This window comes from uncultured Halorubrum sp. (genome assembly GCF_937146585.1).
GTDB lineage: Archaea > Halobacteriota > Halobacteria > Halobacteriales > Haloferacaceae > Halorubrum > Halorubrum miltondacostae.
The window spans coordinates 1-18,599 of the sequence record NZ_CAKZRO010000078.1 but is presented as its reverse complement, the minus strand read 5'-3'; the positions used below and the strand labels follow the sequence as shown (position 1 = coordinate 18,599).

Sequence of the window (18,599 nt, the reverse complement as noted above, 5' to 3'; positions counted from 1 at the left end):
CTCGCCCACGTCGACGACGTCGCCGTCGGCGTCGACCCCGCGACGCTGACGGACATCTGCGAGCGGTACGGGGTGGACCCGGCGGAGTTCTGGCGGGTCAGGGACGAGACCGCGGCCGCGGCGCAGATCGACGCCGCCCGCAAGGGGCAGAAGACGCCGTACGACGACGTCGACGCCGTCCGGGCGCTGGACGCGTCGCTCGGCGTCGTCTCCTCGAACCAGCAGGCGACCGTCGACGCCCTCCTCGACCACTTCGGGCTCGCGGGGCACTTCGAGGTCGCGTACGGCCGCGAGCCCTCGGTGGCGAGCCTCTCCCGCAAGAAGCCCTCCCCGTACTACATCGAGCGCGCCCTCGAGGACCTCGGCGCGGAGACGGCGCTGTTCGTCGGCGACAACGAGTCCGACGTCCGCGCGGCCGACAACGCCGGCATCGACTCCGCGTTCCTCCGCCGCCCCCACCGCCGGTCGACCGACCTGGACTGTCACCCGACCTACGAGATCGACGACCTCCACGACCTCGTGAGCATCTGCGGACGAGCGCCGGCCGATCCGGACGGGAAGATCTAATCGCCTGACGGCCGCGCGACCAAAACGGGCATGTGACCGGTCGCCGAAACGCGGACGATGCCCTCGCCCTCCGCGAGTCAGTTCCCGGACGCAGACGCATCGAACGTGCGCTCCGTCGTCGCTCGCTACCGCCGCGCGGAGCGCGCCGTCAGCTGGACGCTCGCGCTGCTCGTCGTCGCCGCGTTCCTCGCGGCGGTCGTCGCCCTCTCGTTCTGGCCGGGGATGGCGGTCGGCACCGTCCTCGTCGTCGCGCTCCGCGTGCCCGCGTTCCGACGGCGCGGCTCGACACGCCTCCGGACGGACGCGCCGCCCGCGGCCGTCGTCGGCCAGTTCGGGTCGGCGAAACCGCCGAACCTCGCGTTCCAGTGGGGCGTCGCCGACGGGGTCCAGAACGACGACGCGCCGGACTCGGCCGACACCGCTACCGACGGAAGCGCTCCCGGGACGGACGCGACCTACGAGTTCTCCTACCTTCTCGGGCTCAAATCGGTCGAACTCGACTTCTCCACCGACGTGCGTGAAGGGGTCGCGGCAGAGGACGGTGGAGCGGGCGAGCGCGACCCCGACCGCCCGCCGGTCGCGACGGTCGAGATGGAGGGGACGGCGGACGGTCGGTCGTGGGCCTCGTACGCGGCGACGGTCCGCGAGGCGGCCGACGGCGGGACCGTCGTCGACCTCGAACTGCGGCCGACGCGGCGGCTCGACCTCCGCCGGCTCCCGCAGGGGTGGGTCGGCGAGCGGTACTACGCCGCGGCGCTCGCCGCGCAGGGGTACGAGGTCGTCGAGCGGTCGGTGTCGGTGACGGTGTGACGGCGGCGCGCGGTTCGAACCGCTTTTGTCTCGTCTCGCGCGAGCCGTTCGCATGGAACTCCCGCCGGTCGGTCTCGGGACGATGGGGATCGACGACCCGGACGCGGTCGCGACGGCGCTCTCCGTCGGCTACCGCCACCTCGACACCGCCCGCATCTACGAGAACGAGGCGGTCGTCGGCGAGGGGCTCGCCGCCGGACTCGCCGACGCCGACGTCGACCGCGAGGACGTGACCGTCGCGACGAAGCTCTGGATCGACGACCTCGCGGCCGGGGACGTCGCGCCCGCGGCCCGCGAGAGCGCGGACCGGCTCGGGGTCGACGCGGTCGACCTCCTCTACGTCCACCGACCCCGCGGCGACTACGACCCCGAGGCGACGCTGTCCGCGCTCGACCGGCTCGTCGACGACGGCCTCGTCCGGAACGTCGGCGTCTCGAACTTCGAGGTCGCGGACCTCGACCGCGCGATCGACGTCCTCGGACGACCGCCCGCGGCCCACCAGACCGAGCTCCACCCGCTGTTCTACCGGCCCGAACTGCTCGATCACGCCCGCGAACACGGCTACTCTGTCGTCGCGTACTCGCCGCTCGCCGGCGGACGGGTCGGGGAGGTCGACGCGGTCACCGAGGTCGCCGCGGCGCACGGCGCGACGCCCGAGGCGGTCGCGATCGCGTGGGCGACCGCGAAGGAGCCGGTGGTCGCGGTGCCGAAGGCGTCGAGCGCGGCCCATCTCCGCGCCAACCTCGCCGCGGCGGACCTCGAACTGACCGACGCGGAGGTCGCGGCCATCGACGCGGTCGAGCGCGAGGCGGAGCTGTTTCCGGAGTAGTTGATCCACATATGCGGATCGAATCCGGTTCGAATAGTTCTCGATACGCACGATCCCGGTTCACTTTTACCCCGGGGGCGACGAGGATCGCCCATGACGGAGATCATCGACGGGGAGTCGGTCGCGGCGGACGTGCGCGGCGCGGTCGCCGACGAGGTGTCGCGGCTGTCGGACGCGGGCGTCGAGCCGGGGCTCGCCACGGTGTTGATGAGCGACGACCCCGCGAGCGAGACGTACGTCTCGATGAAGCAGCGCGACTGCGAGGAGGTCGGCATCGAGAGCTTCCACGTCGAGATCGACGCCGACGCACCGGCCGAGGAGCTGTACGAGACGATCGACGACCTCAACCAGCGCGACGACGTCCACGGAGTCCTGGTCCAGCTCCCGCTCCCGGACCACGTGGACAAGCGGACCGTCCTCCGGCGGGTCGCCCCCGAGAAGGACGTCGACGGCTTCCACCCGGAGAACGTCGGCCGCCTCGTCGCGGGCGACGCGCGGTTCAAGCCCTGTACGCCCCACGGCGTCCAGAAGCTGCTCGAGGCCTACGACGTGGAGACGGAGGGCGCGGACGCCGTCGTCGTCGGGCGCTCCGACATCGTCGGCAAGCCGATGGCGAACCTGCTGATCCAGAAGTCGCCGACCGGCAACGCGACCACGACCGTCTGCCACTCCCGGACCGAGGACCTCGAGGCGAAGCTGGCCGGCGCCGACCTCGTCGTCGCGGCCGCCGGCCTCCCGGAGTTCGTCGACGGCTCGATGCTCAAGGAGGGCGCGACCGTGATCGACGTCGGGATCAACCGCGTCGACGCGGACACGGAGAAGGGGTACGAGCTGGTCGGTGACGTCGACTACGAGTCCGCGAAGGAGGTCGCGAGCGCGATCACGCCTGTCCCCGGCGGCGTCGGGCCGATGACGCGCGCGATGTTGCTACACAACACGGTGAAGGCCGCCGGGCTCCAGCGCGACGTCGAGGTCGAGCTCGAGTAGCCGGGGCGACGACGGACGCGCACGGTACCGCGGAAACCCCGCGGTCGTCGGGGCGTCCACCTACCTCTCGGGTCGCCACCTTCCCCCGATCTCGTGACGGGGATAGTCCTGGTACGTGCCGTCCAGGAACGTGGTGACGCGCCCGTCCTCCTCGCTGAGCGTGACCGCCCAGAGGACGTCGTCGCGGAGCGACGTCTCCAGGGCGCTCATGTGTTTGGTCCCCATCCAGTCGGGGAACTCGAGGGTCTCGAGGTCCTCGACTTCGCCCCGTGAGGGGTTCCGGACCCGCACCATCTGTCGCTGGATGGTGCCGTCGCCGGTCACGACGACGGCCCCGTCCCGACTGAACGCCACGTCCCGGGCAACGTTCGTGAACACGTCGCGCGACTCGGTGACGAGGCGGCAGCGGTCGACCGGCCACTCGTTGTCGCCGAGGGGATCGGTGTACTCCGCGAAGTTCACGTCCGCGACGATGAGGATGTAGAGACTGGGGCCGCTCACGTACCGTTCGCCCCAGTTGTCGAACCCGACGCTCAGCGACTCGGCGGTGTACCTGATGTGGTCCATGAGGTGCTGGCTCGTCGCGTACTTCTCGAGCACCTCGTCGAGCGCGTCCATGTGCTATGTGTACACACGGGCCAACCCAGTTTAAACCCTCTCAGGGGCTCGAAAGTCGGCTCGTCGCTCGCGCCCCCGGCTCTGCCGGCGCCGGTCGCACGGTCGGTGCCGCTCGCTCAGTCGTCGTCCGCCGCGGCGGCGCGGTTCCGGATCTCGATCCGCCCCTCGATCTCGGGGCCGATCCCGTGCTCGCGGGCGAACGCCGCAAGCACCTCGTACTGGATGTCCGCCTCGTCGATCCGGTGGCGCTGGGCGAGCGTCGGGAACTCGTGTTCGGAGTGGAGCAGGTACTCCGAGACGGCGACCGTGTAGCGTTCCTCCGGGTCGACCGGCTCGCCGCCGACCGCGGCCTCCAGGATCAGCTCCGCGTCGTCGTCCCAGACGACCCGGGCGTTCGAGACGTGACCGTGCCACCAGTCGTCCTCGCCGAAGTCCACGTCGGGCGCGGCCATCTCGCGGAACACCTCCCGGAGCTCCGCCCCGCTGACCGAGGCGAGCGCCACCGGCTCCTCGAACGGGATCAGGGAGATCAGGTCCGCCTTCGTCACGTCGCCCGCCCACGGGTCCCCCTGCCGGAGCCCGCCGGCGTTCGACAGCCCCACGTCGGCGTCGTGGACCCACCGGAACGCGTCCGCGACGAAGTTCCCGACGCGGCACTCGCCGCCGTGGACCACGTCGCCCGACCGCTCGATCGGGCGGTCGACGACGTCGATGGTCTCGTCTAAGTCCGCCGCGGCCATCCGCTCGGCGAGCGCGTCCGCCAGGCCGGGCGCCGGGTCGGCCCCGTCTGGTTCGTGGAGCGTCGCGGTCGGCGGATCGGCGGCGAGGTCGATCTCGGCCACCGTCTCCCCGTTGACGCCGGGCCGGACCAACAGCGTGTCCGCGACGACCTCGTTCCGGCGGCTGTGGACGTGCCCGCCGGCGATCGCGTCGACGTCGAGCTCGCGGGCGAGGTCGTCGTCGCCCGCGCCGAGGTGCGAGAGGACGACGACGTGGTCGAGCGCGTCGCCGCCCGCGCCCGCTGCCTCCTCGCGTTCCGCGACCGCGTCGCGCAGCTCGGCGAGCGCGTCCCGCGCGGCGGCCACCGGGTCGTCGAACGAGAGGTCGGCGGCCATCGGGTTCAGCGAGTCCGTCGCGGGGTCGGTGACGCCGACGAACCCGATCGTCTCGCCGTCGACCTCGTGAGTCGCCCACGGGACGACGCCCTCGTCGCGGCCGAACGGCTCGCCGGCCTCGTCGCGGACGTTCGCGGAGACGAACGTCGCGGGCGCGTCGGGGACGAGGTCGCGGAGAGCGTCGGGGCCGTAGTCGAACTCGTGGTTGCCGAACGTGTCGAAGACGGTGTCGGTCGCCTCGTAGAAGTCGAGGACCTGTCTGCCGGTCGCGACCAGCGAGAGGACGCCCGGCGCGGTCGTGTCGCCCGTGCCGACGACCGCGGCGTCGGGGCCCGAGAGCGACCGGACGCGGCCGGCGAGCCGCGCCGCTCGCTCCGGAGCGTCGAAGACGTTCTCGATGTCGGAGTAGTGAACGAGACGCACCATTCGTTGCGTGTATCGAGGGCCGAGCGATCCATAAAAAGCGCGGAGTGTCGCCGCGGCCGCCGCGCGGGGCGCGGCGACGACCGCACCGCCGCCGGTCCTGCCCGCGATCTCGCCCCGTGACTCCCGCTCGCACACGCACGAGACATTGAAAGCGCTTTTATGGATGTCCTGACTACCACGGGGCACAGCCTCTGTGGGGTTGATGATGTGCCGTTCCGTTAGGGACCGACCACGGGACGGGCACGCGAGCCCGCACGGAGGACAGGTGAACAACATATGCCCGTTTACGTAGACTACGACACCCCAGCAGACCTCGCGGAGCGATCCCTCGAAGCGCTCGAGGTCGCCCGAGACACCGGTACCGTGAAGAAAGGAACCAACGAGACCACCAAGGCCGTCGAGCGCGGCAACGCGGACCTCGTCATCGTCGCCGAGGACGTCTCCCCCGAGGAGATCGTGATGCACCTCCCCGAGCTCGCCGAGGAGAAGGGGATCCCGGTCGCCTTCGTCGACACCCAAGACGAGGTCGGGCAGGCCGCCGGCCTCGAGGTCGGCTCGGCCGCCGCCGCCGTCGTCGACGCCGGCGACGCCGCCGACGACGTCGAGGACATCGGCGAGAAGGTCGCGGAGCTCCGATAACCTCCCATGAGCGCAGAAGAGGGCACCGGCGACTCGACGACCGCGGAGGTCATCGAGGTCGTCGGCAAGACCGGGATGCACGGCGAGGCCATGCAGGTCAAGTGCCGCATCCAGGAGGGATCGAACCAGGGCCGGATCATCACCCGGAACGTCCTGGGTCCCGTCCGTCTGGGCGACGTGCTCCAGCTGCGGGAGACCCAGCGCGACGCCGACTCCATCGGAGGCCGATAACCAATGGTCGAGACACGCACCTGCGATTACAGCGGTGAGGAGATCGAACCCGGCACGGGGACGATGTTCGTCAAGAAGGACGGCACCGTGCTCCACTTCGTCGACTCGAAGGCGGAGAAGAACTACTTCCTCGGCCGCGAGGCGCGCGACGTCGAGTGGACCGAGGAGGGCCACCGGGCCGGAGGCGACGACCAGTGAGCCACCACGACGAGCGCACCTTCGTGATGGTGAAGCCCGACGGCGTCCAGCGCGGTCTCATCGGCGAGATCGTCTCCCGCTTCGAGGACCGCGGGCTCAAGCTCGTCGCCGGCAAGTTCGTCCAGCTCGACGAGGAGCTCGCGAAGGACCACTACGGCGAACACGAGGACAAGCCGTTCTTCGACGGCCTCGTCGAGTTCATCACCTCCGGCCCCGTCTTCGCGATGGTGTGGGAGGGCGCGGACGCGACCCGTCAGGTCCGCGCGATGGTCGGCGAGACCGACCCCGCCGAGTCCGCCCCGGGCACGATCCGCGGCGACTTCGGCTTAGACCTCGGCCACAACGTGATCCACGCGTCGGACCACGAGGACGAGGGCGCGAACGAGCGCGAGATCGACCTGTTCTTCGACGACGAGGAGCTCGTCGACTACGACCTCGACACCGCCGCGTGGGTGTACGAGGAAGAGGACCACTGACGCGCCGCTCTCGGACATCTCACTTTTCGCCGCTCGCTTCCCCGCCGAGCCCTCGCTCCGTCGACACACCGCGTTTCCGGTGAACGACGCGGCGAGGCCGACCGCTGTCGGTCGATTCTCCGAGGACGGTCGCATATAATTGCCCGCGATCGACGCCGCCGGTCAGACGTCGACCGCGATCGCGGTCCCGTCGTCCGCGACCACGATCACCTCGTCGCCGCCGTCGCCCGTGACGTCGGCGAACAGGGGGCCGGCGTAGACGACGACCTCGCCCGCGTCGAACCGCGTGATCACCTCGCCGGTCTGGGTCATCGCGAGCACCTCGCCGTCCCGGTTGACGACGATCGGCGCGATCTCGCCGTCCCCGTCGACGTCGCCCAGCCGCGGCTCGGTGATCCGGGTCGACGCGCCGTACTGCTGTTTCCAGACCACCTCGCCGTCGAGGAGGTCGACCGCCCACACGCTTCCGGAGCCGCCGACGTACACCCGACCGGGGTCCGCGTCCCCGACCGCGACCGGCCGGTCCTGGAGCTTGACCTCGTACCGGTCCGACCCGTCGCTCGTCTCGAGCGTCTCGATGTTCCCGTTCGCCCCGCCCAGCGCGAGCACCGGGCCGTCGCGGCTGTCCGCCGCGTTCCAGCTCAGCGGGTTCACGCTCGGTGCGGCCGTCCAGCGCGTCCGACCGCGCTCGTCGAGCATGTGGACGGTCGCGGGGCTCCCCGCGGTCGTCAGCACCGCGAGCCCGCCCAGTTCGTCGTCCTCGGCGTCGGGCTCGACGAGGAGCGGCCGCCGGTCGACCTCGCCCGACAGCGAGGCCTCGGCGACCGCGTCGCCCTCACCGTCGACGACGCGGACGCCCCCGTCGGTCGTGACCGCCGCGACCTCGCGGCTCCCGTCGCCGGTGAGGTCGCCGACCGCGGGCCGGAGCCCGGAGGGGCCGCCGAGGTCGACCGCGAACCGCTCCGACCCGTCGGTCGCGTCGATTACGACCAGTTCGCCGCGCGCCGTCGTGAGCGCGACCACCGGCTCGCCGCCGAGCGTGGCCGCGGTGAGGCCGCTGACCCCGAGGCCGCTCCCGTCGGAGTCGTTGCCGTCCGCGTCCCCGGAGCCGTCGCCGCCGCCGCGCTCCGCGTCCGGCCCGGCGATCGGGACGGTCCAGGCCGTCTCGTCGGTCCCGGCGACCGTCGCGCTGACGACCCGCGACCCGTTCTCGACGGCGGGACGGAGGAGGAGCGGGTCCCCGTCGACGGTCGCGACCACGGCCCCGCTGCCGTCGTCGCCGGCCGCCGGCTCGGACTCCCAGACCACCGCGGCCTCCGTCGCGGCGTCGTCGACGCCGACGAACGCGAACAGCGCCACGCCGACCCCGGTCGCGCCACCGGCCAGCAGGATCAGCGTCGCGAACAGGACGCGTCGGTCCATTTGAACCCCCTTCGGGCGTCGCCGTGAAACGGTTGTCGGATGCGGGGAACGCGCCGCCTACCGTTCCAGGAGCGTCGCCACGTGGTCGGCGCGCGCCTCGCCGGCGAGGTCGCGAAGCGCTTCGGGGTCCCGCTCGCCGTCGGCGTTCACCAGGTAGACCGTCCCCTCGCGGTCGTCGTAGACCCCGTGGAGGTCGTAGACGAACCCGTACACCGTCGCGTCGGCCGCCTCCTCGCGGTCGCGAGCGAACGCGACCTGCTCGTGGACGTTGTACTCGACGAGGCGGTCGCGGACCGAGGCCCGGGCGTCGCCGTCCGGGTCCGCCTCGCCGTCATCTCCTTCGACGTCGCCACCCTCGTCTTCCGACTCGCCGACGACCGCGGGGTCGTCGAGTCCGGCCTCGACGATGGGCGCGAGCGCCGCCACGTCGGCGCGGACGCCCGGCTCCGTCGGGTACTCGCCCGTCCGGACCGCCGTGAGCGCGGCCTCGACCGCGCCGCACCCGGTGTGGCCGACCACCGCGAGGACCTCGGTGTGGGTGTGCCGGAGCGGGTACGCCACGCTCCCGTCGAGGACGCGCTCGCCGTCGACGACCGCGCTGACGGCGTTGCCGATGGCCCCGGAGGTGAAGAGGACGCCCGGCTCCTCGACCGCGAACATCCCCTCCTGCGAGACGCGGGAGTCGGAACAGCAGACGGAGACGACGCCGGGGCGCTGCCCGTCGCGGTGCCCGTCGAACGCGCCGGCGGGGAGCGCAGCGACGTGGTCGTCGTTGCGGTCGAGGAGGTCGGCGAGGATCCGGTGGTCCATACGGGCACCGTCATCCGGGGGTGTGAAAAACGCCGTGGACGCGGCGGTCCTTCGCCGGTCGGTCGCCGCCGACGGAGGTCGCGGCGGCGGGACCGGTCAGGCGACGAGACCGACCGCGAAGACCAGCACGCCGACGACGAACACCGCGAGGAGCGCGACCGTCGAGATCACGACCGCGGGCGCGAGCACCTCCTCGTTCTCGTCGACCACGAAGTCTTCCAAGTTCCGCATATCTGGGCCGTCGTCGCGGCGGGGTTTGAACGCTTCGACCGAGGTCGCGCTCGCGAACGCGTCGCCGATGCGGTCGCGGACGCCGATCCGGGGCGGCGGAGGCCTCCCGCCGACGTGTTTTTGTGCGTCCGGCGAGGCGGATACGCCAACACGATGCCACGCGAACAGTACCAGACGAAGCTCGAAGACCTCCGCGCCGACGTCCTCTACATGAGCGAGGTCGTCGCCGAGCGCCTTCGGAAGGGGCTCGACGCCCTCGAACGACAGGACGCGGAGCTGGGCGGGGAAGTGATCGACGGCGACGCCGAGATCAACGACCTCTACCTCGAACTGGAGGGGCAGTGTACGGACCTCATCGCGCTCCAGCAGCCGGTCGCGGGGGACCTGCGGTTCATCGCGGCCTCGTTCAAGATCATCACCGACCTCGAGCGGATCGCGGACCTAGCGACGAACCTCGGCGAGTACGCCAAGCAGGCGGACCGAGAGGTGTTCCCCGACGTCGACGTCCAGCGGATCGGCGACGACACGCTGGCGATGCTCCAGGAGGCGATGGACGCGTACGCGGAGTCGGACGCCGAGCGCTGCTACGCCGTCGCCGAGTCGGACGACGACCTCGACGCCGCCTGCGAGGCCGCGAGCGACCTCGTCGTCCGCGACCTCATCGAGCGCGACGAGCTCCGCGAGGACGCGGACGTCGAGGGGACGATGCAGAACGTCTCGCGGCTGCTCCTCACGATCCGCGACCTCGAACGCGTCGGCGACCACGCGGTCAACATCGCCGCCCGGTCGCTGTACATGATCGAGAACGACGACGAGCTGCTCTACTGACCGGCGCCGACCGACTCGCGCCACCGCTCCGTGACCTCCCCGGTGACCCCCGCGGAACGTGTCACCGAGACTGACGCTGTCCCCCTGTTATTTCCGCCCGAGCCGAGAGGCGTACGCATGGTTCTCGGAGCGATCGTCTCGTTCGTCGTCGCGCTGCTGGTCGGCGGACTGGGTATCTACGTCAGCGGTCGCATCGTCGCGGACGTCGACGACTACTCGCACGCGGTCGTCACCGCGCTGCTCGGCGCCGTCGCCTGGGCGATCGGGTCGCTGATCCCGCTGATCGGCTCCGCGGTCGCGCTGGTCGCCTGGGTCTGGGTGATCAAGTGGCGCTACCCCGGCGGCTGGAAGGACGCAGCGATCATGGGGCTGGTCGCGTGGGCCGCGGCGCTGGTCGTCATCGCCGTCCTGAACGGGGTATTGGGGCTCGGCATCAGCGCGTTCGGCGTGCCGGGCGTCTGAACGCGCGACCGCCAGCGGCTCCGCCGCCTCGACGTCGCCTCCGCGCCGGTCAGGTCAGCAGTTCGAAGCGGGCGCCGCCGTCGCTCTCGGCGACGCGGACGTCCCAGCCGTGGGCGTCGACGATCCGCTCGACGATCGCCAGCCCGAACCCGCTCCCGTCCTCGCGGGTCGTGTTCCCCTTCTCGAAGACCCGTTCGCGCTCCTCGGGCGGGATCCCCGGGCCGTCGTCCTCGATGAACACGCCGCGCTCGTCGGGGAGCACGCCGGCGGTGAGCGCGACGCCGCTGCCGCCGTGCTCGACGGCGTTGCGGATGACGTTCTCGAGCGCCTCGGTGAGCCGCGCGGCGTCGCACGACAGCGTGACGCTGTCGGTGACCCGCAGGCTGCTCGCCGGGGCGCGGACGTTCTCGTAGCTCTGCTCGACGATCTCCCGGTACGGGACCTCCCGCCGGTCGCCGAGCGTCCGGCCCTCCTTCGCGAGCGTCAGGAGCTCGTCGATGAGGGTGTCCATGCGCGCGACCGCGTCGAGCGCCGTGTCGATGCGCTCGTCCTCGCTGTCGGACGCGGCGAGGCTGAGGTTGCCGGCCGCGACGTTCAACGGGTTCCGTAAGTCGTGCGAGACGGTCGCGGTGAACTCCTCAAGCTGGTCTATCGTCTCGGTCAGCTCCCGCTGGTACAGCTTTCGGTCCGTGATATCGCGCGTCAGCCCCACGAGCGACGTGACTTCGCCGTCCGCGTCGGTGATCGGCTTACACCGCGACTGCGCCCAGAGCCGCACGGCGTCGGACTTCTCGACCCGGTACTCGACGACCTGCGGGGTCCCCGCCGACGCCGACTCCATCGCCAGTCGGACGCGGTCGACGTCGTCCTCGTGGATCCGGTCGAGGAACGTCGTCGGGTCGTCTCGGAGCGCCGCCGGCGGCTGGCCGAAGATCGCCTCGTGGCCGTCGTTGACGAACCGCAGCTCCTCCCACGTCGGCGAGAACACCCACCACACCTGGTCGGTCACCGAGGCGATCTCGTGGAGCCGCCCGTTCGTCCGGTCCCGCTCCCGCTGCGCCCGGCGGTGCTCGACGTAGGTGACGATCTTCCGCGCGAGCAGGGGCGCCTGATTCTCGATCGTCTCCTGAATGACGTAGTCCGTGACGCCGGCCTCGATGCTCTCGCTCGCGACGGCCTCCGTCCCGGTGTTCGTGAACAGCAGGAACGGGAGCTCGGGGCGGTCCTCGCGGACCCGCCGCAGGAACTCGACGCCGGTCGTCTCCGGCATGTGGTGGTCGCAGAGCACGCAGTCTATCGGCCGCGCCCCCAGCAGCCGCTCGCCCTCGGCGGCGGAGCCCGCCGTCACGATCCGGAGCCGGTCGCTCTCGTCGCGGAGCCGCGTGGGCACCAGCTCGCGGAGCTGGTCGTCGTCGTTGACGTACAGCAGGTCGACGGGCTCCTCTGACCTCATGTCTCACCGAGCGGGGGCGGCCCGAATAGCACTTCCCCCGCGGAAATCGCGTCTGATACCGCCGTTCGGGGTCCGGGACCCGTGCGGGATCCGACCGCTTCCCGGGGCCCACCCGGGACGGAACTACCGCCACGGCCCGGACTCAGTCGTCGGCGGCGGCCGGCGTCTTCGCCGGTGCGGCCCGCGGTTCGGCGTCCTCCGACGCGGGCGTCCACGCCAGTTCCTCGTCGTACCGGAACGCGCGGTGGTCCCGCGTGGGGTCGACGACCGTCAGCGAGAGCCAGTCGTTGTCCAGCAGCCCGGCGACCGCGTCGTTGCCGGCCAGCGCGTCGGTCACGCGGTCGACGGGCGCGTGGACGACCGTCGAGAGGCGGAGCGGCCGGTGGTACGGCGTGTCGGCGTCGGCCTTGACCGACTGGAGCGGCAGCCCGGCCATCAGGTCGCCCCCGTTCCCCTGGTAGACGCCGACGTTGCCGACGGGGTTGTGGGTCACCTTCGAGCCGCTCCCGTACGCCGCGTTGTCCACCGTCGAGAAGTAGTACTGCGCGTTGATCCACTGCGTGACGACCATCGGCCCGGCGAGGATCGCCTCGAGCGCGTCGCCGTCCGGGTCGGTCGTCCAGTCGTACGAGTGGAGGAAGGCACGTCCGTCGAGGTCGAGACCGCTCGTCAGATCCCGGGGGCCGATCACGAACCCGGCGTTGCCGGCCAACCCCCACTCGGGGCGCGTCTCGGCCCAGTCGCCGGCGCGGCGCTCGGCCTCCCGCACGCCCGTCGCGTCGCCGCCGGCCGACGACCCGGGCTCGCCGGTCGGGCCGACGCGCTCGGCGGTCGCGCGTTCGCGGGCGGCGTCGAGGTCCGCGCGAAGCCGCTCGACGTCGCCCGCGTGCGAGTCGGGCACGCCGCCGTCGTACAGCTCGACCTCGTCGGTCGTCGTGTTGTGCTCGGCGGCGAGGAAGACGGTGTCGTCGGGCACGTCGTGGCCGCGCTCGCGCAGCCCGTCCCTGACCGCGGGGTCGTTACAGATCGCCGCGAGGACGCGGGCGTTCGGTCCGCCGGGGTTGCCGGCGCACGCGCCGCAGTCCAGGCTCGCCCCGTGGGGGTTGTTCGCCGTCTCGGCCGCGTGGCCGGTGAAGACGACGAGACGGCCGAACGCCTCCCACCCCATCAGCTCGAACGCGGTCGCGGCGTACTCGACCCGCTCCTCGCGGGTCAGCCCGACGGGTAGCCCGTCGGAGGCGTCGTCCTCCCCGCCGAGGCCCGGTTCGCAGAACTCGTGGTCGTCCGGCACCGCGTCGTTCGCGCCCGCGAGGAAGTCGTACACTCGACCGGGGACGAGCGTCCGCGCCGCGAGCGCGAGCCCGTACCCGCTCCCGGCCCCCTCGACGAAGCTGAACGCGGTCGCGGGGTTCGACCGCAGCGTCTCGATCACCGACTCGGCGGTCTCGCGGACGCTCGCGAGGCGGTCGCGGCTCGCCCGCGTCTCCTCATCCGTCGGGACCTCCGAGACGCGGTGTTGCGGGTCGAGGATGGGCGGGCAGGCGTCGACGGACACCTCCGAGTCGTACCCGCGGTACTCGATCGGGACGCCGAAGAAGCCGGCGTAGCCGTGCGTCTCGTAGTCGCCGGTCGCCTCGACGTGCCGGCGGATCACCTCTGAGCGCGTGTCGATACAGAAGACGAGCTGGGCGGCCGGCCGCCCCGCGTCGTCGCCCTCGTCTGGGTCGTCGCTCCCGGTGAGCCCCTCGCTCTCGGCGGCGACGCGGTCGACGAGCTCGCCGCGGTAGCCGGCCTCCCACGCGCTCAGGAACGCCCCGGCGATCTCGTCGCTCGCCGCCAGCCCACCGGCGTCCGCCTCGGGCGGCGGCGAGAGGTCGACCCCGAAGGCGTCCGCCAGCGCGAGCCGCACCGCGAGGTAGCCGGTCAGCGTGATCGGGTACGCGGACTGCCACGCGCCGTCGTCGGCGGCGCGCCGCTTGAGCAGCCCGGTCCAGCCGGGCAGTTCGGCGAACTGCGCCTCGAACACCGACGCCCACCGGTCTCTCGGCTGCGCGTCCAGCGCGGCCTCGATCGCCTCGCCGGGGGCGTCCGGCAGGTCGGCGACGAGACCTCCGTCCGGGATATCGTCGTCGTACGTCGCCACCGACCGGAACGCGTCGTAGAAGCCCGCCTCGCGGTTCGGCATCGACCACTCCGCGCGCCCCTCGTCGAGGAAGGCGGACAGCCACTTCGTCAGCACGCGGTCGACGCGCTCCGCCGCGGAGTCCGCGCGCGCTCCCTCGACGGCTCCGTCCGGCTCGTCCGCCTCCTCCGCGGCCGCCAGCCGCTCCAGCAGGCGCTCGGGGTCGGCCTCGAACCCGCGCTCGGTCAGCTCCGCGTCGAGCCGCTCGCGGTCGATCCGCCCCTCGTCGAGCGCCGCCCGGAACGTCTCGGCGCGCGGATAGCCGCGGCCGCCGAAGCGGTCGGCCGCCCGGCTCACGGCCTCCTCGAACGGGCGGTCCTCGAAGCCGGAGAGGGGGTTCGCGGTGACGAACGAGTGGATCGGCCAGACCGAGCCGACGGCGCTCGCCGCCTCGTCGACCGCGGCGGCGATCGCGTCGTCAGTACTCATCGTACTCCTCCCTGGCGGTCAAGACGGTGTCCGGAGCGGGCCGTCCGGCGTTCAACAGCGCGACGTAGAGGCGCTCGCTGCGCTCGTAGACGCCGGTGTCGATCGCGAGGTACGCCGCGAGGAAGGCGACCGCGACGAGCGCGTGGAGCGCGGTCAGTTCGGTCGGCGCGGAGACGAGCGGTAGCCCGGCGAGGAGCCCCGAGACCGCTTGGTAGGCGAGCGCGTACACCGCGATGGCCGGGAGGGCGACCAGCGGGACCGCCGCGTAGCGCGCCGGCCTCGACGAGGTAGCGTGACGGGCGGCGCTCCGGGCCGCGTGGAGCGTCGTGAGCGCGACGAACCCGGCGAGCAGCAGGCCGGTGTCGAGGCTCGTCCCCTTCCCGGTCAACACGGCGAACGTCGCGCCGCCGGCGACGCCGGTCACCAGCGCGACGACGGTCCCGACGGCGGTCGTCCCCGCCGGCTCGGCCTCGGTCGGCGCGGCGCGCTCGACCTCGCCGCCAGCGCTGAGGAAGTGGTACGCCTTGTAGAAGCCGTGTAACACGAGGTGCGTGACCGCGGCGGCGAAGAAGCCGAGCCCGGCCTGGACGATCATGAAGCCCATCTGCCCGACCGTCGAGCAGCCGAGTTCGCCCTTGACGTCCGAGCGGACGGTCTTGAGCAGCTTCCCCGCGAGGGCGCTCGTCGCCCCGACGACCACGATGCCGAGCATGAGCCACGTCTCGACGGTCACGACGGGCGCGAAGCGGGTCAGCAGGATCCCGCCCGCGTTGACGAAGCCGGCGTGCATCAGCGCCGAGGCGGGCGTTGGGGCGGTCATCGAGGAGAGGAGCCAGCCGTGGAACGGGACGAGCGCCGACTGGATCATCGCCGCGAGGACGAGCGCGACCGCCGCGACGAGCCACGCGGGCCCGCCGAGGGCGTCGGCGTTCGCGGCGATCCCGGTGACCGTCGTCGCGCCGGTGGCCCACCACAGCGCGGTCAGGGCGACGCCGAGGAGCGCGCTGCTGGCGAGGAAGGACCGCCGGGCGACGCTCGCGGCGGCGCGCGCCTGCGGCCACCCCTCGACGGTCCCGACGAGCCCCGCCATCAGCAGCCCCATCGCCAGCCAGCACAGCCAGAACAGCGCGAGGTGGTCGGCCGCGACGAGCGCCATCACGGCGAGCGTGAACGCGAAGACCGTGCCGAAGAACTTCGTCTCGTGAGCGTTCCCGGCCATGTAGCGCCGGGAGTAGCTGTGAACGATGCCGCTGAAGAACGTCACCACCAGCCACAGCAGGACGGTGAGCCCGTCGACGGCGATCACGCCGGGGAGCTCCCACGGCCCGCCGAGTCGGAGTCGGGCCGCCAGCACGGCGAGGCTCGCGGCGAACAGCGACCACGCGAGCCACGTTAGTGCGGCGGGGACGGACGACGTGTCCGCCGTCTCCCGGAGCGCTCCGACCGTCGGTTTCGAGGTGCGTCCTGACATCGTTCGGTCCGTCAGGCGACCGCTCCCGGCCCAGGCGACCCGCCTGAATCCGGATCCGGTCGCGTCTACTCCTCTCTGAGAACACTATACGTATTAAATCTGCTCTTATTCACAAATCGTTCGAATAAAGCGAATTATAGAACGTTATGGTTACCCTGTGTCGGCGGGCGTGTCGCGGAGCGAGTCGACCCCGTCCGGCCCGATTCCCGAATCGTTCGCGATCTCCACTCAGGAAATCATATCGTTCCTCGGTCCGGAGGGAGGGTATGGAAGAAGTCTCGGGGACCGTCCTCGTCGGAGAGTCGTTCGACCCCGTCCGGGGACGCGTCGTCGTCGACGAGGGGCGGATCGAGGCGGTCGAGGAGACGGAGACGGACTCCTCGGCCATCGTGGTGCCGGCGTTCGTCAACGCCCACACCCACCTGGGCGACTCCGTCGCGAAGGACGCGGCCGTCGGCCTCTCGCTCGACGAGGCGGTCGCGCCGCCGGACAGCCTGAAACACCGCCGGCTGGCGGCCGCCGACCGCGACGCGCTCGTGTCCGCGATGCGGCGGACGCTCCGGCTCATGGCGCGGACCGGGACGGTGTCGTGTCTGGACTTCCGCGAGTCCGGGCTCGACGGTGCGCGGGCGCTCCGCGACGCGGCCGAGAGCGTCGACGTCGACCCGTTCATCTTCGGGAGCGACGACCCCGCCGTCCTCGACGTCGCCGACGGCTACGGGGCCTCCGGCGCGAACGACGACGACTTCGCCGCGGAGCGGGCCACCTGCGAGGAGCGCGACGTCCCCTTCGCGATCCACGCCGGCGAGCCGGACGCGACCGACATCCACCCCGCGCTCGACTTGGACCCGGACCTGCTCGTCCACATGGTCCACGCCGAGGAAGACCACCTAGAGCGGGTCGCCGAGGCGTCGGTCCCCGTCGCGGTCTGTCCGCGCGCGAACGCGGTGCTCGACGTCGGCAAAGCACCGATCCGCGAGCTGCTCGACCACACGACCGTCGCACTCGGCACCGACAACGTCATGCTGAACCCGCCGTCGATGTTCCGTGAGATGGCCGACGCCGAGAGGCGGTTCGACGTGACCGCCGAGGAGGTGCTGCGGATGGCGACCGCCGCCGGGGCCGAGATCGCCGGGCTGGACTGCGGCGTCATCGAGCCCGGCCGGCGGGCGGCGCTGCTCGTCCTCGACGGCGACTCGGACAACCTCGCCGGCTCGGTCGACCCGGTGCGCGCGGTCGTCCGCCGGGCGACGGCGCTCGACGTCGAGCGCGTCGTCGTCTGACCGCGTCTCTCTCTCTCGACCGGTTCCCGCTCCTTCCTCGACCACCCCGCTCTTCAGTCGACCGCCTCGCCCCGATCACTCGTCGCCGTGACGGTCGGCGTCGAACTTCCCGAAGGGCGTCGTCTGGTGGGTCCGCACGAGCACCTCGTCGGCGACGGTGACGCCCATGTCGAGGAGCGCCTGCGCCACGGGCGTGATGTCGCTGTCCGACTCGCCCACGACCGTCACGAGGAGGTTCTGCTCGCCGGTGACGAGCTCCTGGACCGACACGACGCCGTCGATGTCGAGGATGTCGGGGATGAGCTCGCCCCGCTCCGGGATGGAGGCGGTACAGTACAGCAGCATCCGGAGGGGGTACCCCGAGCGCTGGTAGTCGACGCTGGCGCTGTACCCCTTGATCACGCCCTCCGACTCCAGCCGCTGGATGCGCTTGCGGACGGTGCTGTCCGAGGTGCCGGTCCGCTCCGCGATGTCCCCGGACGAGGCGTTTCGGGCGTCCTCCTGGAGCGCGTACAGGATCGCGCTGTCGACCTCGTCGATCGCTCCGTCGTTCATACCGGCGTGTCGTGGCACAGCCGCTTTACCTTTGTACATCATCCGGGCGCTCCGCGGTCGCCGGCGGGGGCGGAGCGAGTCGGATCTCGATGCCTACATACGGTCCCCGCCAGTGGGTCGGATATGGCACCTTACACCGTGGACATCGACGTGCGGTTCCGCGACATCGACGCGCTGGGCCACGTCAACAACGCCGTCTACGCGACGTATATCGAGCAGGCCCGGACGCGGTACTTCCGCGACGTGCTCGACGTCGACATCTCCCAGTCGTCGAACGTGCTGGCGTCGCTGTCGATCGACTTCCGTCGGCCGATCGAACTGACCGACGACGACGTGACCGTCACCGTCGAGCTCGCCGATCTGGGGCGGTCGAGCGCGACGATGACCCACGAGATCCGCGTCGGCGACGCGGTCGCCGCGGAGGCGGAGGCGACGATCGTCGCGCTGGACCCGGAGACGGGCGAGCCGGCCCCGATCCCCGAGGCGCACCGCACGGCGATGGAGTCGTATCACGACCTCTGAGCCGACGAGCGCCGAAATGCCGACCCCAGAGCCGACGAGCGCCGAAATGCCGACC

Annotated in this window: 21 protein-coding genes; 12 read left to right on the top strand and 9 right to left on the bottom strand. The window is 71.7% G+C overall.

Features of this window, described 5'->3' with window-relative positions; all coding sequences use genetic code 11:
- From Q0116_RS07135 to Q0116_RS07120, 4 genes are all read left to right on the top strand, one after another.
- A partial coding sequence (locus tag Q0116_RS07135) for an HAD family hydrolase (RefSeq protein WP_297886640.1) occupies nucleotides 1-567 on the top strand: 567 nt, incomplete at its 5' end.
- 57 nt (nucleotides 568-624) lie between these two features.
- A complete protein-coding gene (locus Q0116_RS07130; RefSeq protein ID WP_297886639.1) occupies nucleotides 625-1,377 on the top strand; it encodes a hypothetical protein in 753 nt (250 codons plus the stop codon).
- A 52-nt stretch (nucleotides 1,378-1,429) separates the two neighbouring features.
- The gene (locus Q0116_RS07125; protein WP_297886638.1) at nucleotides 1,430-2,206 is read left to right on the top strand and encodes an aldo/keto reductase; all 777 of its coding nucleotides are present in this window, start codon (nucleotides 1,430-1,432) and stop codon (nucleotides 2,204-2,206) included.
- Nucleotides 2,207-2,299: 93 nt separating this feature from the next.
- A complete protein-coding gene (locus Q0116_RS07120) occupies nucleotides 2,300-3,193 on the top strand; it encodes a bifunctional methylenetetrahydrofolate dehydrogenase/methenyltetrahydrofolate cyclohydrolase (RefSeq protein WP_297886637.1) in 894 nt (297 codons plus the stop codon).
- Between the two features lie 60 nt (nucleotides 3,194-3,253).
- On the opposite strand, the gene Q0116_RS07115 is transcribed toward Q0116_RS07120, so the two are convergent.
- Both Q0116_RS07115 and Q0116_RS07110 read right to left on the bottom strand, forming a co-directional pair.
- The gene (locus tag Q0116_RS07115) at nucleotides 3,254-3,811 is read right to left on the bottom strand and encodes a diadenylate cyclase (RefSeq protein WP_297886636.1); all 558 of its coding nucleotides are present in this window, start codon (nucleotides 3,809-3,811) and stop codon (nucleotides 3,254-3,256) included.
- A 116-nt stretch (nucleotides 3,812-3,927) separates the two neighbouring features.
- Nucleotides 3,928-5,352: a bifunctional UDP-sugar hydrolase/5'-nucleotidase gene (locus tag Q0116_RS07110; RefSeq protein WP_297886635.1), complete on the bottom strand. Its 1,425-nt coding sequence runs from the start codon at nucleotides 5,350-5,352 to the stop codon at nucleotides 3,928-3,930.
- A 276-nt stretch (nucleotides 5,353-5,628) separates the two neighbouring features.
- On the opposite strand from Q0116_RS07110, the gene rpl7ae reads away from it, so the two are divergent.
- Genes rpl7ae through ndk form a run of 4 tightly spaced genes read left to right on the top strand, consistent with a single transcriptional unit; the run spans nucleotide 5,629 to nucleotide 6,896 of the window.
- On the top strand, nucleotides 5,629-5,991 hold the full coding sequence (gene rpl7ae / locus Q0116_RS07105) for a 50S ribosomal protein L7Ae (RefSeq protein WP_004595322.1): 363 nt from the start codon (nucleotides 5,629-5,631) through the stop codon (nucleotides 5,989-5,991).
- Nucleotides 5,992-5,997: 6 nt separating this feature from the next.
- Complete coding sequence (locus Q0116_RS07100) at nucleotides 5,998-6,222, top strand: 30S ribosomal protein S28e (RefSeq protein ID WP_004595321.1); 225 nt, start codon at nucleotides 5,998-6,000, stop codon at nucleotides 6,220-6,222.
- 3 nt (nucleotides 6,223-6,225) lie between these two features.
- Nucleotides 6,226-6,420, top strand: coding sequence for a 50S ribosomal protein L24e (locus tag Q0116_RS07095; RefSeq protein WP_297886634.1), 195 nt, complete (start codon nucleotides 6,226-6,228; stop codon nucleotides 6,418-6,420).
- Nucleotides 6,417-6,896, top strand: a complete 480-nt coding sequence (gene ndk / locus Q0116_RS07090; protein WP_297886633.1) for a nucleoside-diphosphate kinase — start codon at nucleotides 6,417-6,419, stop codon at nucleotides 6,894-6,896. Before Q0116_RS07095 ends, ndk begins: the two co-directional genes overlap by 4 nt.
- Nucleotides 6,897-7,058: 162 nt before the next feature.
- Here ndk and Q0116_RS07085 read toward each other — a convergent pair whose 3' ends face one another.
- The 3 genes from Q0116_RS07085 to Q0116_RS07075 form a co-directional block, all read right to left on the bottom strand.
- The gene (locus Q0116_RS07085; protein WP_297886632.1) at nucleotides 7,059-8,318 is read right to left on the bottom strand and encodes a PQQ-binding-like beta-propeller repeat protein; all 1,260 of its coding nucleotides are present in this window, start codon (nucleotides 8,316-8,318) and stop codon (nucleotides 7,059-7,061) included.
- Nucleotides 8,319-8,375: 57 nt separating this feature from the next.
- Complete coding sequence (locus Q0116_RS07080) at nucleotides 8,376-9,128, bottom strand: carbonic anhydrase (protein ID WP_297886631.1); 753 nt, start codon at nucleotides 9,126-9,128, stop codon at nucleotides 8,376-8,378.
- Nucleotides 9,129-9,224: 96 nt separating this feature from the next.
- Complete coding sequence (locus Q0116_RS07075; protein ID WP_297886630.1) at nucleotides 9,225-9,359, bottom strand: hypothetical protein; 135 nt, start codon at nucleotides 9,357-9,359, stop codon at nucleotides 9,225-9,227.
- A 153-nt stretch (nucleotides 9,360-9,512) separates the two neighbouring features.
- On the opposite strand from Q0116_RS07075, the gene phoU reads away from it, so the two are divergent.
- Both phoU and Q0116_RS07065 read left to right on the top strand, forming a co-directional pair.
- Nucleotides 9,513-10,187 carry a phosphate signaling complex protein PhoU gene (gene phoU / locus Q0116_RS07070; protein ID WP_297886629.1) on the top strand — a complete coding sequence of 225 codons (675 nt, stop codon included), beginning with the start codon at nucleotides 9,513-9,515 and terminating at the stop codon, nucleotides 10,185-10,187.
- Nucleotides 10,188-10,304: 117 nt separating this feature from the next.
- Nucleotides 10,305-10,649, top strand: coding sequence for a hypothetical protein (locus Q0116_RS07065; protein ID WP_297886628.1), 345 nt, complete (start codon nucleotides 10,305-10,307; stop codon nucleotides 10,647-10,649).
- 49 nt (nucleotides 10,650-10,698) lie between these two features.
- On the opposite strand, the gene Q0116_RS07060 is transcribed toward Q0116_RS07065, so the two are convergent.
- From Q0116_RS07060 to Q0116_RS07050, 3 genes are all read right to left on the bottom strand, one after another.
- Nucleotides 10,699-12,102 (bottom strand): hybrid sensor histidine kinase/response regulator, encoded by a 1,404-nt coding sequence (locus tag Q0116_RS07060; RefSeq protein WP_297886627.1) that lies wholly within the window; start codon nucleotides 12,100-12,102, stop codon nucleotides 10,699-10,701.
- 142 nt (nucleotides 12,103-12,244) lie between these two features.
- Nucleotides 12,245-14,713: a DUF2309 domain-containing protein gene (locus Q0116_RS07055; RefSeq protein ID WP_297886626.1), complete on the bottom strand. Its 2,469-nt coding sequence runs from the start codon at nucleotides 14,711-14,713 to the stop codon at nucleotides 12,245-12,247.
- Entirely contained in the window at nucleotides 14,703-16,184 is a 1,482-nt protein-coding gene (locus Q0116_RS07050; protein ID WP_297886625.1) for a proton-conducting transporter membrane subunit, read from the bottom strand. Before Q0116_RS07050 ends, Q0116_RS07055 begins: the two co-directional genes overlap by 11 nt.
- Before the next feature lie 266 nt (nucleotides 16,185-16,450).
- Here Q0116_RS07050 and Q0116_RS07045 point away from each other — a divergent pair, with 266 nt between their 5' ends.
- Nucleotides 16,451-17,467 (top strand): amidohydrolase family protein, encoded by a 1,017-nt coding sequence (locus Q0116_RS07045; protein WP_297886624.1) that lies wholly within the window; start codon nucleotides 16,451-16,453, stop codon nucleotides 17,465-17,467.
- Between the two features lie 75 nt (nucleotides 17,468-17,542).
- Here the strand turns inward: Q0116_RS07045 and Q0116_RS07040 are convergent, their stop codons facing one another.
- On the bottom strand, nucleotides 17,543-18,022 hold the full coding sequence (locus Q0116_RS07040) for an Lrp/AsnC family transcriptional regulator (protein ID WP_297886623.1): 480 nt from the start codon (nucleotides 18,020-18,022) through the stop codon (nucleotides 17,543-17,545).
- 123 nt (nucleotides 18,023-18,145) lie between these two features.
- Between Q0116_RS07040 and Q0116_RS07035 the strand changes: the two genes are divergently transcribed.
- Nucleotides 18,146-18,544, top strand: a complete 399-nt coding sequence (locus Q0116_RS07035) for a thioesterase family protein (protein WP_297886622.1) — start codon at nucleotides 18,146-18,148, stop codon at nucleotides 18,542-18,544.
- Nucleotides 18,545-18,599 lie beyond the last annotated feature (55 nt).

Excerpts from the sequence above, each read along its gene's own strand:
- Q0116_RS07035 (WP_297886622.1), top strand. The coding sequence starts at position 18,146 with ATGGCACCTTACACCGTGGACATCGACGTGCGGTTCCGCGACATCGAC.
- Q0116_RS07065 (WP_297886628.1), top strand. The coding sequence starts at position 10,305 with ATGGTTCTCGGAGCGATCGTCTCGTTCGTCGTCGCGCTGCTGGTCGGC.
- Q0116_RS07045 (WP_297886624.1), top strand. The coding sequence starts at position 16,451 with ATGGAAGAAGTCTCGGGGACCGTCCTCGTCGGAGAGTCGTTCGACCCC.
- Q0116_RS07120 (WP_297886637.1), top strand. The coding sequence starts at position 2,300 with ATGACGGAGATCATCGACGGGGAGTCGGTCGCGGCGGACGTGCGCGGC.
- Q0116_RS07085 (WP_297886632.1), bottom strand. The coding sequence starts at position 8,318 with ATGGACCGACGCGTCCTGTTCGCGACGCTGATCCTGCTGGCCGGTGGC.
- Q0116_RS07115 (WP_297886636.1), bottom strand. The coding sequence starts at position 3,811 with ATGGACGCGCTCGACGAGGTGCTCGAGAAGTACGCGACGAGCCAGCAC.
- Q0116_RS07040 (WP_297886623.1), bottom strand. The coding sequence starts at position 18,022 with ATGAACGACGGAGCGATCGACGAGGTCGACAGCGCGATCCTGTACGCG.
- Q0116_RS07080 (WP_297886631.1), bottom strand. The coding sequence starts at position 9,128 with ATGGACCACCGGATCCTCGCCGACCTCCTCGACCGCAACGACGACCAC.
- rpl7ae (WP_004595322.1), top strand. The coding sequence starts at position 5,629 with ATGCCCGTTTACGTAGACTACGACACCCCAGCAGACCTCGCGGAGCGA.
- Q0116_RS07050 (WP_297886625.1), bottom strand. The coding sequence starts at position 16,184 with ATGTCAGGACGCACCTCGAAACCGACGGTCGGAGCGCTCCGGGAGACG.
- Q0116_RS07110 (WP_297886635.1), bottom strand. The coding sequence starts at position 5,352 with ATGGTGCGTCTCGTTCACTACTCCGACATCGAGAACGTCTTCGACGCT.
- Q0116_RS07125 (WP_297886638.1), top strand. The coding sequence starts at position 1,430 with ATGGAACTCCCGCCGGTCGGTCTCGGGACGATGGGGATCGACGACCCG.
- Q0116_RS07055 (WP_297886626.1), bottom strand. The coding sequence starts at position 14,713 with ATGAGTACTGACGACGCGATCGCCGCCGCGGTCGACGAGGCGGCGAGC.
- Q0116_RS07075 (WP_297886630.1), bottom strand. The coding sequence starts at position 9,359 with ATGCGGAACTTGGAAGACTTCGTGGTCGACGAGAACGAGGAGGTGCTC.
- Q0116_RS07095 (WP_297886634.1), top strand. The coding sequence starts at position 6,226 with ATGGTCGAGACACGCACCTGCGATTACAGCGGTGAGGAGATCGAACCC.
- Q0116_RS07130 (WP_297886639.1), top strand. The coding sequence starts at position 625 with ATGCCCTCGCCCTCCGCGAGTCAGTTCCCGGACGCAGACGCATCGAAC.
- phoU (WP_297886629.1), top strand. The coding sequence starts at position 9,513 with ATGCCACGCGAACAGTACCAGACGAAGCTCGAAGACCTCCGCGCCGAC.
- Q0116_RS07060 (WP_297886627.1), bottom strand. The coding sequence starts at position 12,102 with ATGAGGTCAGAGGAGCCCGTCGACCTGCTGTACGTCAACGACGACGAC.
- Q0116_RS07100 (WP_004595321.1), top strand. The coding sequence starts at position 5,998 with ATGAGCGCAGAAGAGGGCACCGGCGACTCGACGACCGCGGAGGTCATC.